Raw genomic sequence first — 11,319 nt, forward strand, 5'->3', positions numbered from 1 at the left:
ATTTTAAAATTTCTCCCATTCATCATCTTGATTTGTTGAAGGTTCTATATTTTTTTGTTTTGAAACTATTTTTTTATTCTCTACTTTTTTAGTTTCTATATTTTGTATTCTTGAAGATTTTTTATATGTATTTTCAACTTCTTCTTTTCCAATGAAATCTTGAGAAGATGATTCTTCAACAATTTTTTTAGCTATTTCGTCAGCTTTTATTGCTATATCTTTTGTATCTGCTGCAATACTTGCATTTTTTTGTGTTTGTTGATCAAGTCCTGTTACAGCATCATTAATTTGTGTAATTCCAGCTTCTTGTTCTTTTGAAGCTGTTGCTATTTCATTGATAGTTTGAGATTGTTTTTCTATATTTTCTAAAAGTTCAGTATATCCTTTAATCATTTCAAAACTTATCTCTTTACCTTCATTTGCTTTTAAAGTAGCACTTTCAACTATATCTTTGATTTGTTTAGCTGCTTCTGCACTTCTTGAAGCTAGATTTCTTACCTCTTGAGCAACGACTGCAAAGCCTTTACCTGCTTCACCTGCTGTTGCAGCTTCTACTGCTGCATTTAGTGATAAAATGTTTGTTTGGAAAGCAATATTATCAATAACTGAAATAGCTTCATTGATTAGGTTTACTTGGTTATTTATTTCATCCATTGCAGTTGTAGTTTCGTTTGCTAAGTTTTGCCCTTTTTTAGCAGAGTTACTAACTTCACTAGAGTATTTTGCCATAACAGATACATTATTTGCATTACTTACAACTGTTGAGGTAATTTCTTCTAAAGCAGCAGCAGTTTCTTCTAAACTAGCAGCTGCTGCATTTGAACTTTGATTTAAAGTATTTACATTTTCTAGTAGTTCATTTGAACTATTTTGAAGCATTAATCCTGTGCTATAAGATTGTTTTAAAAGTTCAGAAATAATATCTCCTAATTCATTCATAGCAATAGATACTTTAGCATAAGGATTTGGAAATCTATCCGTAAAGTCATGTTGTTTAAAACTATCAATAACTCTTAAAAGTACATTTATATCTCTTGCGATTGTATTTTCTAAATAATTTTGAAGATTTTGTAATAACTCTTTTAATGTTTTTAAATTAGCAGTATCTGGTTCTTTTTCAATTTTTGCTAACATATTACCGTTTGATAGTTCTCTTACAAATTTATCTACATTTGCTATAAAGTCATCATCTTTGATAATAGATATTTCAGTTCTTTTTATATTTTCATTTACTACTTTTGCTATCTCTCCAAATTCATCATTGCTATCTAGCTTAATTAAAGATGTAGATTTACTCTCTTCATTAATAAATGCAAAAAATTCAAGAACACCATCTTTTACTTTTTTCAAAGAGCCACTTATTAAATTTATAGTTAATAAAGTAAAGATAATACCTATTGTAGAAATAATGAGAAATATAACTGCAATTTCAATAACTGAAGATTGTGCTTTTTTAACTGTATTTTGAACCATATTCAAAGAAAAATTAAAAGTTCTATTTTTTTGTTCAGTCATAAGTTTCCCAAATTCATTTGATATAGGGATCATTACATTAACATTTTTTTCATACTCTTTGAATATTTCACTTTGATTATCTAAATTTGTATTTGATATAAGATTTGATATTAATCCATCAAGAGTTACATAAATTTTTCTCCAATCTTCGTAAGCCTTTTGGAGTGAAGCTGCAGCTTTTTTACCTGCTTCTGTATTTCTTGGAATATCTTGAAAAATTTTCCAATTTTTATCAATAATTTCCCAACTATTTTTTCTTTGTGATGCTATTTGTAATAGTCTATCTTTATTATTTTCAGAACTATTTAGTGTTAAAACATCAAGTGTTTGAGCTCTTATTGACATTCTTTCTGCATTTAAATCAGATAAACTAAGTAAAGCAGGAATTCTTTCATTCCCTATATTTTCTAAATCATTTGATACATTTTTTGCACTATTAAATGAAACTAACCCTATTACTATTAAACCGAAAATAAATACTAACGAGAGTATTTGTAATCTTCTTTTTACAGACATTTTTTTTCCTTTGTAGATAATTTTCAGTATTGTATCTAAAAAGTATTATAAGAAAAATTAATTTATGAAATATTTAAAGGGATAGTTATTTCACATTTTGCACCTTTTAATAATTTATCATTAAAAGATGTTTCAGTATTTGAAACTACAATATTCCCTTGTAAATGTTTCGTTACTATTTCTAAAGACATATATAGTCCAATTCCTGTTCCCTGACTTTTATGTTTTGTTGTAAAATAAGGTTCAAAAATTCTATCTAAAAATTCATCTTTTATTCCGCTACCATTATCATTTATTGTAATAATTAAATTATTATTTGAAACATAAGTAGTGATTTTAATAAATCTATTATTGATATCTTCTTCTTGTAAACTATCAATTGAATTTGAGATAATATTTAGAATAACTTGAATAAGTTCATTTTCATAGTTTAATACTTTTATATCTTCTATCTCTTTTATTATGGTTATGTTGTATTTATCTAAATTGATTTTTAAAAGGTTAATAGCTTTTTTAATAGTATTTGAGATAAAAAATTCATCTACTTCTTTTTCTTTTGAGAAAAAATTTCTAAAATCATCTATCGTTGCTGAAAGATGTTGAGAAGAGTTATTTATACTCTCTATAGACTCAAAAAAATCTTTGTCTTCTAAGATGTTCATATCTTTTTTTAGTTTCAATGATGTCGCTACTGTAGAAATAATAGATAGTGGTTGTCGCCACTGATGTGCGATATTTTCAAGCATTTCTCCCATAGCAGCCATTTTTGATTGATGATTTAAAAGATTTTCTTTTTGAATAATTTCTTTAGATTTTTTTTCAACCAAATCTTCAAGGTTAAGATTTATTTGATTAAGAGATTTTGTTTTTTCTTCCACCAAAAGTTTAAGAGATTTATTAATCTTTTTTAATTCATAATTTCTATATAAAAATCCAATAATTATTAATAAAATAGGAATAAAAATATAAGTGATAGTTTCATAATCGAACTTTGTTTCAAATTGAACATTTCCCCATCGACTTGTAATATTTGTAATTTCCTCAGTTGATATTGAATTTATAGCTTTATTTAAAATAGGAATTAATTGTATATAATCATCTCGTATCATAAATTTTAATTCAAAATTTATACCACTGTTCCCAGAGATTTTTAGGTCATTAAACCCATATTTGGCTATTGAGTAGCTAAGTGTTGGTTTTATATCTATAAAAGCGAATGCTTTATTCTTCGATACTAGTTCTAAACCATCTTTTATGCTATCTACTAAAATTAAATCTAAATTTGGATAGTTTTGTTTTAAAAGATTATGAGCTGTGAAGTTATTTCCAACAGCAATTTTTTTATTTATAATTTGTTCAATATTTTCAATAAAATTTTCATCTTTTTGTGTAACTATTGATATAGGAAAACTCAAATATTTATTTGAAAAAACTGCATATTCTTTTCTTGAAATAGTTTCTCCTACACTAAAAATAATATCACTTTCTTTATTTTTTAAACTCTCTAATTGCTTGTTAAAATTATTAAAAAAAATATTTTGTGTTTTTAAATCTAGTTTCTCAACTATTAGTTTCCAATATTCATAAGAGATACCTAGTGGTTGCTCTTTTTCTGTAAAACTAAATGGCTGCCAGTTTGTTGTGATTGATACTCTTAAATTAGTATTATTTATAAAGTTTTGTTCTTCTTTGGTTAATTCAATATTTTGTGAAAATAAATTTGTAAAAAGAAAAATAGTTATTATAAATTTTTTCATATTTTTCTCCTTATATTTAGAGGTAATCTGTATTATAACAAAAAGTCAATCTTTTTTATACTTTTACCAATTTTTTCTCTTTTATAGGTATATTTATTATCCCTGCAAATATTGCTAAAATAATATCTAAGTACCACATAAAAGTGAAATCACCATAATTATTTACAAATAAACCACCCAAATATGCACCGAAGAATCCACCAATTTGATGAGATAATAAAGTTAGACCAAATAAAGTTGCTAAATATTTTGTTCCAAAAAGTTTTCCTACAATTCCTGCTGTTGGAGGAACAGTTGCTAACCATGTAAAACCAATTGCAATAGAAAAAATATAAAAAGTTAGTTCTGTTTTAGGAGATAATAGGTAAATAATAATCATCAAAGCTCTACTCATATATATCCAAACTAAAATATATTTCATACGATATTTTGTACCTAAATAACCAGCATATAAACTTCCAAATATATTAAATAACCCAATTAAAGCTAAAGAGTAAGCTGATACATTTGCACTATGACCACAAAGAGCAACTTCATAAGGTAAATGAGTAACCAAAAAAGCCACATGAAAACCACAAGTAAAAAATCCTAAATGCAAATATATATAACTTTTATCTTTTAAAGCTATTATTAGCTGATTTTTGAGTTTTATATCATCTTCTTGTACTGTTTTTACTTGTTCTTTTTTCTCTTGGTTTGTTAAAATTCTTGCTAAAGGAATTGTTAAAAGTGTAGAAAAAGCAAGAGCCAACATAGAATAAATCCAACCAAAACCATTTATAATAGCTTGTGCAAGTGGAGCAAAAACAAACTGTCCAAAAGAACCTCCTGCATTTATAAATCCACCTGCAAAAGAACGTTTTTCATTTGGAAGATTTTTAGCTGTTGCTCCTATAAGTATAGAAAAACTTCCAGCACCAGCACCAGCAGCAACTAAAAGACCTAAAGTAAGAATTAGTGAAAATTCTGAAGATATAAAAGGAGTTAAAACTAAACCAAAAAACATTAGTAATGCACCAAAAACTAAAACTCCAAAAGAGCCTTTTTTATCTGCAACTGCTCCAAAAATTGGTTGAACAGCTCCCCAAATAAGTTGCCCAATAGCTAAAGCTAAACTAATTGATACAATATCAATAGTTGTTGAAGAGTTTATTGGAGCTACAAAAAGTCCTAAACTTTGTCGTACACCCATAGTAATTGCTAAAATAAGAGAAGAAGTGATGATTAAAAGCCATACTGTTTTATTTTGTTGATCAGTCATTGTAATTCTTTTTTTGGAATTATAAAATTAATATTCTTTTTTTAAACTAAAAAGTATTAAACATAGTTTAGATATAATCGCTTTAAAATTTCAAAAAAACACTCACTAATTAGGATAATCATGTCAAAACAACTATTACAAAAACAAGCAGATACAATAAGATTTTTAGCTGCTGATATGGTACAAAGAGCAAACTCTGGACACCCAGGTGCTCCAATGGGATTAGCAGATATTGCAACAGTCTTAAGTAAACATTTAAATATAAATCCAGCTGATGAAAAATGGCTAAATAGAGATAGACTGGTTTTTTCAGGTGGTCATGCAACAGGATTAGTTTACTCTTTACTTCATTTATGGGGCTTTGATGTATCTGTAAATGATATGAAAAACTTTAGACAAACTCATTCAAAAACTCCAGGACATCCAGAATATGGACATACTCACGGAATAGAAATCACAACTGGACCATTGGGACAAGGTATAGCAAATGCCGTTGGTTTTGCAGCAGCTGGAAAATATGCACAAAATTTACTTGGAAATGATGTAATAAATCATAAAGTTTATTGTCTTTGTGGAGATGGAGATTTACAAGAAGGGATTTCTTATGAATCAACTGCAACAGCAGGACATTTAAAACTTGATAATCTTGTAATTATTTATGATAGTAACTCAATTACAATTGAAGGAGATACAAGTATTGCTTGGAGCGAAAATGTTAAAAAAAGATTCCAAGCTATTGATTTTGAAGTAATAGAAATAGATGGACACAATTTTGAACAAATTGATAAAGCTTTAGTTCAAGCAAAAAATTCAACACAACCAGTTTTAATAATAGCAAAAACGGTTATTGCAAAAGGTGCAGTTACTCTTGAAGGAAGTCACCATTCACATGGAGCTCCACTAGGAGTTGATGAGATAAAACAAGCAAAAATAAAAGCTGGATTTGATCCAGAAGTTGATTTTTTTGTAAGTGCTGATGTAAAAGGTGCTTTTGATAAATTGATAGTTGGTTCAACTTTACAAAATGCTTGGAATGAAAGTTTGAGTTTGGAAACTAAAGAGAAAATAAAAGAGCTACAAAATCCAAATTTTGACTCTATTGTTTATCCAACTTTTGAAGCAGGAACTAGTGTTGCTACAAGAGATTCAAACCATAAAATATTAAATGCAATAGCTTCTTTCGTTCCAAGTTTTTTAGGTGGAAGTGCTGATTTAGCTCCATCAAACAAAACTGAATTAAAAGGTATGGGAGATTTCCCAAATGGTAGAAATATCCATTTTGGTATAAAAGAACACGCAATGGCTGCGATTACAAATGCTATGAATTTATATGGATTATTTAGAGTTTATAGTGCAACTTTTTTTGTATTTAGTGATTATTTAAAACCAAGTGCAAGAATAGCAGCACTTGCAGGTATTCCTCAACACTTTATTTGGACTCACGATAGTATTGGAGTTGGAGAAGATGGACCAACTCATCAACCAATTGAGCATTTAAGTCAATTTAGAGCATTACCAAATTTTTATACATTTAGACCAGCTGATGCTACTGAAAATGTGGATTCTTGGAAGATTGCACTTAAAATGTCTGCACCTACTGCTTTTGTTTGTTCAAGACAAGGTTTAAAAGTTTTAAAAGATGAAAAAGCTTTTGGAAGTGTTGCAAATGGTGGATATTTATTAAAACAAAGAGAGAATGCAACTATAACAATTATGGCAAGTGGAAGTGAAGTAAATTTGGCACTTCAAACAGCTTGTGACTTAGAAAAAGATGGAATATTTGCAAATATTGTTTCTGTTCCTTGTTTTGATTTACTTTTAGAGCAGGATGAAACTTATATAAATAAAATTATTGATAAAAATACAAAAGTTTATGCAGTTGAAGCAGCTAGAGGTTTGGAATACTATAAATTTGCTGATGTTGTTTTTGGAATGGAAACTTTTGGAGCAAGTGGAAAAGCCGAAGATTTATTTGATGAATTCGGATTTACAGTTGATAAATTAAAAGCAAAAATTTTAGCTGATTTAAAATAGAGATTAAAATTAAAAGGAATTAGTTTGTTAAAAGGATTTATCGCTTTGCTAGTTTTTCAATTTCTAGGAGAGTGTATATCAAAACTTTTTGATTTATTAGTTCCTGGTTCTGTAATTGGAATGTTACTTCTTTTGCTATTTTTATTTATAAGAAATGGTAGTTTTCAAAGTCTTGATAATGCTGTCTCTTTACATTTGAAATATTTACCTTTATTATTTATCCCTGCTGCTATGGGAATTATTACCCAAGTTGATATTATTACAAAAGAGTTTTGGGCTATATTTATAGCACTATTTTTTGGTACTTTGATTGCTCTTGTTTTTGCAGCTAAACTTATGGATTTTTTAACTTCAAAGGTGAAAAAAGATGAACTTTGAGGCATTGGCAAATTATATAAATTCAACTCCTCTAATATGGCTAATAGTAACTTTAGGTGCCTATAAAATTGGAATAATAGTATATGAAAATTTTAATAAACACACTTTACTTCAACCGATAATTATTGCATATATGATTATTTTACCTATTATTGTATTATTTAATATACCTTTCGAAGAGTATTTTAAAGGTGTGGAGATGATAAACTTTTTTTTAGGACCTGCAACTGTTGCTTTAGCACTTCCTTTATATAAAAACTTAAAATATATAAAAACTCTTTTTATTCCTATTGTTATAACTCTTATTGTTGCTGGAGTTGCTTCTATAATTGTAGCAGTAGCTCTTTTATATATGTTTGGAGCAGATTTACCAACAATTTTATCAATGACAACAAAATCAATAACTGCTCCAATAGCAATCATAACTTCAGAGCAAATTGGAGCAATTCCATCTTTGGCGGTTGGGTTTGTTTTAATAGCTGGAATTATAGGAGCTTTATTTGGAACTTTGGTATTTAAAATATTTAAAGTTAAATATGAAACTTCAAAAGGTTTTGCTCTTGGTTTAATATCACATGGAATTGGAACTGCAAGAGCAGTTGAAATTGGAGAAAAAGCTGGTGCTTTTGCTGCACTTGCTATGGGACTTTGTGGAGTAATTACCGCAATATTTTTACCAATTATAATAAATTTATTAAAGTAATAAAGGAATTTTTTGAAAGAGTCTCTTTTTGTATATGGAACACTTATGCCAAATTGCCCAAATGCCTATGTTTTAGAAAATATTGTAGGAAAATTTGTACCAGCAATTGTAAAAGGAAAACTAATAGATGCAGGTTGGAGCGCTAGTATGGGATATCCTGGAATTAGGCTTGAAATGGGAAATGATAATATTCATGGATTTTTATTTTATTCTGATAATTTGATAAACCATTGGGAAAAACTTGATATCTTTGAAGGTGAAGAGTTTGTAAGAACTCCTATAACTGTAGAAAGATTTGATGAAATAGAGGTTGAAACATATATTTATACATTAAAAGATGAGATAATTGAGATGTATGAAGACAAAATATGATTTTGCCTATTTCTATATTTGTATTAACACTTTTATTTGTGATAATTCAACCCAAAAATATTCAAATAGGAACAAGTGCAATTATAGGAGCAATTGTTGCTTTACTTTTTGGAGTTGTAGATTTTAGGGATGTTTTAGATGTAACTTCTATTGTTTGGGATGCAACTTTAGCCTTTATTGGAATTATAATTTTATCTATGGTTTTAGATGAGATTGGCTTTTTTGAGTGGGCTGCACTTAAGATGACAAAATTATCAAATGGAAGTGGAATAAAAATGTTTATTTATTCTATTTTATTAGGAAGTTTTGTTTCAGCTCTTTTTGCAAATGATGGAGCAGCTTTGATTTTAACACCAATCTTACTTGTAAAAATGAAAATTTTACAGCTAAATCATAAAACAATAATAGCTTTTTTACTCGCTGGTGGGTTTATAAGTGATAGTGCTTCGCTTCCTTTTGTATTTTCAAATCTTACAAATATTGTAACAGCAAACTATTTTGATATAGGATTTATAGAATATTTTTTAAATATGATTATTCCATTTATTGTAAGTGTTATTGCTTCAATATTTTTTTTATGGTTAATTTTAAGAAAAGATATTCCTAAAAGAGTTGAAATTAGACTTTTAAAAGAACCTAAAAGTGCTATAAAAAATATTAAATTATTCTATTTTTCTTGGATATTTTTAGCATTCCTGCTTATTGCTTATTTTATTTCTGATTCCTATAAACTTCCTATTTCAATTTTCGCTTTAGGTGGAGCAATTGTATTTTTAATAATTGCAAATTTTTCAAAAAGTGTAAAAGCATTAAAAATTATAAAAGATGCTCCTTGGCAAATAGTTTGGTTTAGTATAGGACTTTATATAGTTGTTTATGGACTTAAGAATGCTGGATTAACAGATGAAATAGCCAAAATTCTACACTTTTTAGCTTTACAAGGAGATACAATTGCTGTACTAGGAACAGGATTTATAAGTGCAATTTTAAGTGCCGTTATGAATAATTTACCAACTATTATGATTATGGATATAGCATTAAAAGATATAGGTAATAGTTCTATGATTTATGCAAATATTATAGGATGTAATCTTGGACCAAAAATGACACCTTTTGGTAGTTTAGCAACACTTCTTTGGCTTTATGTTTTAAGTAAAAAAGGTGTAAAAATAAGCTTTTGGGAATATAGTAAATTTGGTTTGATTGTTACTCCACCTGTTTTACTACTTGTGTTATTAAGTGTATGAGATTTTAATTAAGGATAAAGGTGAAATAAAATAGCTTAGTGTGTAAATACAAACTTGATTTAAACCAAATTTTTATTATAAAATAAACACTATTTTGATGATTAAGGATAAAAGATGAAAAATAAATGCTTGTCTACACTACTTCTTGGAAGTTTGCTTTTTTTTACTCAAGCAAATGCTGATACGGTAAAAGAAGAGATATTAAAAGATGAAACAAAAATCAGTATAAAACAACAAGAGTTAAATAAAGATATTGAAGAAGCTAAAGTAAAATATAGTAGTAAACCTTCTAAATTAGAGGAAAAAGAACTGAAATATAAAGAAAAACAAAAAGAGTTAGATTCCAAAAAGCAAGAGCTAAAATACAAAAAAGATAATATTGAGTTGTTAGAAAAGATTGAAGACAAACGATACCAAATTCATTTAGAAAAAATAAAATCTAAACCAGATATTGATAAAATTGAAAAATTAACTAAAGAAAGAAATTCTTTAGAAGAAGAATTTGATAAAAACAGACCATAAAAGAAATCGATGAGTTTTAGTAACTCATCGATCCAGCATTTAAAAGACCAATACTGATTGATAAAAATGCCATTAAAATTCCTACTGGAACTACACCTTTATTGATTTTTTCATTAAAAGAGAATTTTCCACTAATTCTTGTAACAACAAATGCAAAAACAAGCTGAATTACAATAGCAACAGCTCCCCAAAATGCAAAATCTAAATAAGAAACAGAATTCTCCAAAGCACTATAAAGTGGAATAGAAACCCCAATAATAGCCCCTCCAAAACCTAAAGCAGCAGCTATATTATTTTCTTCAAAAATAAGATTATAATCATCGTATGGAGTAACAATAGCATACAAATAAAGAAAAGCAACTACTAAAACGATTGCTGTAAAGAAAAATCCTAGAAAACTTAAAAACAGTCCGAAATCCATTTTTTATCCTTTTTTTATTTTATTCTATCAAATTTTCATAAAAATTATATAATTTAAGTAAGATTTAAACAACTATATATTACGATATTCATTATTGATATATAAGGAATACAAAATGTGTAACAATTTACTTTTAGGAAATAGGTTAAATCAAAAAAGTTCTTCAGAGATTTTTACAAATCTCATAGAAAGTAATAGTTGGGATATTCTTATAAAGATGTTCTCTTTAAATATTTTAGATATAAATAGTAGGGATTGCAAAGGTAGAAATGCTTTGTATTATGCAATCATTAAAAATAAATTAGAACTTATAAAAGCATTGGTTGATTTAAGAATTAGCTTATATGTAAGTCCAAATTTGTCAGCTATGAATTTTGCAGTTTATTTGGATAATGTTAAAGTTTTAAGATGTCTAAAAAACTGTGGTTTAAATATAGATATGATTGATGAGATTAACTCTACACCTCTTATTTATGCACTTTTATATAAAAAACAAAATAGTGTAAATTTCTTGATAAGTAATGGTGCAAATTTAGAACATGAAGATTTTATGGGAAATTGTGCAAAAAATTTAGTTTGATTTATTTGTTATA

Annotated in this window: 11 protein-coding genes; 7 read left to right on the plus strand and 4 right to left on the minus strand. The window is 27.4% G+C overall.

Going from position 1 to position 11,319, the window contains the following annotated elements; all coding sequences use genetic code 11:
- Positions 1 to 3: 3 nt before the first annotated feature.
- The 3 genes from CRU91_RS00565 to CRU91_RS00575 form a co-directional block, all read right to left on the minus strand.
- Entirely contained in the window at positions 4 to 2,031 is a 2,028-nt protein-coding gene (locus CRU91_RS00565) for a HAMP domain-containing methyl-accepting chemotaxis protein (protein ID WP_113892341.1), read from the minus strand.
- 62 nt (positions 2,032 to 2,093) lie between these two features.
- On the minus strand, positions 2,094 to 3,788 hold the full coding sequence (locus CRU91_RS00570; RefSeq protein ID WP_113892343.1) for an ATP-binding protein: 1,695 nt from the start codon (positions 3,786 to 3,788) through the stop codon (positions 2,094 to 2,096).
- Positions 3,789 to 3,843: 55 nt separating this feature from the next.
- The gene (locus CRU91_RS00575) at positions 3,844 to 5,049 is read right to left on the minus strand and encodes an MFS transporter (RefSeq protein ID WP_113892345.1); all 1,206 of its coding nucleotides are present in this window, start codon (positions 5,047 to 5,049) and stop codon (positions 3,844 to 3,846) included.
- Positions 5,050 to 5,169: 120 nt separating this feature from the next.
- On the opposite strand from CRU91_RS00575, the gene tkt reads away from it, so the two are divergent.
- The 6 genes from tkt to CRU91_RS00605 all read left to right on the plus strand — a co-directional run bounded on the left by tkt (position 5,170) and on the right by CRU91_RS00605 (position 10,305).
- Positions 5,170 to 7,083 (plus strand): transketolase, encoded by a 1,914-nt coding sequence (gene tkt, locus CRU91_RS00580; RefSeq protein ID WP_113892347.1) that lies wholly within the window; start codon positions 5,170 to 5,172, stop codon positions 7,081 to 7,083.
- A gap of 24 nt (positions 7,084 to 7,107) precedes the next feature.
- Positions 7,108 to 7,461, plus strand: coding sequence for a CidA/LrgA family protein (locus tag CRU91_RS00585; RefSeq protein WP_113892349.1), 354 nt, complete (start codon positions 7,108 to 7,110; stop codon positions 7,459 to 7,461).
- Positions 7,451 to 8,164 carry an LrgB family protein gene (locus CRU91_RS00590; RefSeq protein WP_113892351.1) on the plus strand — a complete coding sequence of 238 codons (714 nt, stop codon included), beginning with the start codon at positions 7,451 to 7,453 and terminating at the stop codon, positions 8,162 to 8,164. The genes CRU91_RS00585 and CRU91_RS00590 overlap by 11 nt, the downstream gene beginning before the upstream one ends.
- A 12-nt stretch (positions 8,165 to 8,176) precedes the next feature.
- Positions 8,177 to 8,536, plus strand: a complete 360-nt coding sequence (locus CRU91_RS00595) for a gamma-glutamylcyclotransferase family protein (protein WP_113892352.1) — start codon at positions 8,177 to 8,179, stop codon at positions 8,534 to 8,536.
- Complete coding sequence (locus CRU91_RS00600) at positions 8,533 to 9,783, plus strand: arsenic transporter (protein ID WP_113892355.1); 1,251 nt, start codon at positions 8,533 to 8,535, stop codon at positions 9,781 to 9,783. The genes CRU91_RS00595 and CRU91_RS00600 overlap by 4 nt, the downstream gene beginning before the upstream one ends.
- A gap of 114 nt (positions 9,784 to 9,897) precedes the next feature.
- Complete coding sequence (locus CRU91_RS00605) at positions 9,898 to 10,305, plus strand: hypothetical protein (protein ID WP_113892356.1); 408 nt, start codon at positions 9,898 to 9,900, stop codon at positions 10,303 to 10,305.
- A 16-nt stretch (positions 10,306 to 10,321) separates the two neighbouring features.
- Here CRU91_RS00605 and CRU91_RS00610 read toward each other — a convergent pair whose 3' ends face one another.
- Positions 10,322 to 10,726, minus strand: a complete 405-nt coding sequence (locus tag CRU91_RS00610; RefSeq protein WP_113892358.1) for a DUF350 domain-containing protein — start codon at positions 10,724 to 10,726, stop codon at positions 10,322 to 10,324.
- A gap of 115 nt (positions 10,727 to 10,841) precedes the next feature.
- On the opposite strand from CRU91_RS00610, the gene CRU91_RS00615 reads away from it, so the two are divergent.
- Entirely contained in the window at positions 10,842 to 11,306 is a 465-nt protein-coding gene (locus tag CRU91_RS00615; protein ID WP_113892360.1) for an ankyrin repeat domain-containing protein, read from the plus strand.
- The last annotated feature ends 13 nt before the right edge of the window (positions 11,307 to 11,319 follow it).

The sequence above is a fragment of the Aliarcobacter vitoriensis genome (assembly GCF_003316695.1).
GTDB classification, from domain to species: domain Bacteria; phylum Campylobacterota; class Campylobacteria; order Campylobacterales; family Arcobacteraceae; genus Aliarcobacter; species Aliarcobacter vitoriensis.

Excerpts from the sequence above, each read along its gene's own strand:
- CRU91_RS00565 (WP_113892341.1), bottom strand. The coding sequence starts at position 2,031 with ATGTCTGTAAAAAGAAGATTACAAATACTCTCGTTAGTATTTATTTTC.
- CRU91_RS00570 (WP_113892343.1), bottom strand. The coding sequence starts at position 3,788 with ATGAAAAAATTTATAATAACTATTTTTCTTTTTACAAATTTATTTTCA.
- CRU91_RS00575 (WP_113892345.1), bottom strand. The coding sequence starts at position 5,049 with ATGACTGATCAACAAAATAAAACAGTATGGCTTTTAATCATCACTTCT.
- tkt (WP_113892347.1), top strand. The coding sequence starts at position 5,170 with ATGTCAAAACAACTATTACAAAAACAAGCAGATACAATAAGATTTTTA.
- CRU91_RS00590 (WP_113892351.1), top strand. The coding sequence starts at position 7,451 with ATGAACTTTGAGGCATTGGCAAATTATATAAATTCAACTCCTCTAATA.
- CRU91_RS00600 (WP_113892355.1), top strand. The coding sequence starts at position 8,533 with ATGATTTTGCCTATTTCTATATTTGTATTAACACTTTTATTTGTGATA.
- CRU91_RS00605 (WP_113892356.1), top strand. The coding sequence starts at position 9,898 with ATGAAAAATAAATGCTTGTCTACACTACTTCTTGGAAGTTTGCTTTTT.
- CRU91_RS00610 (WP_113892358.1), bottom strand. The coding sequence starts at position 10,726 with ATGGATTTCGGACTGTTTTTAAGTTTTCTAGGATTTTTCTTTACAGCA.
- CRU91_RS00615 (WP_113892360.1), top strand. The coding sequence starts at position 10,842 with ATGTGTAACAATTTACTTTTAGGAAATAGGTTAAATCAAAAAAGTTCT.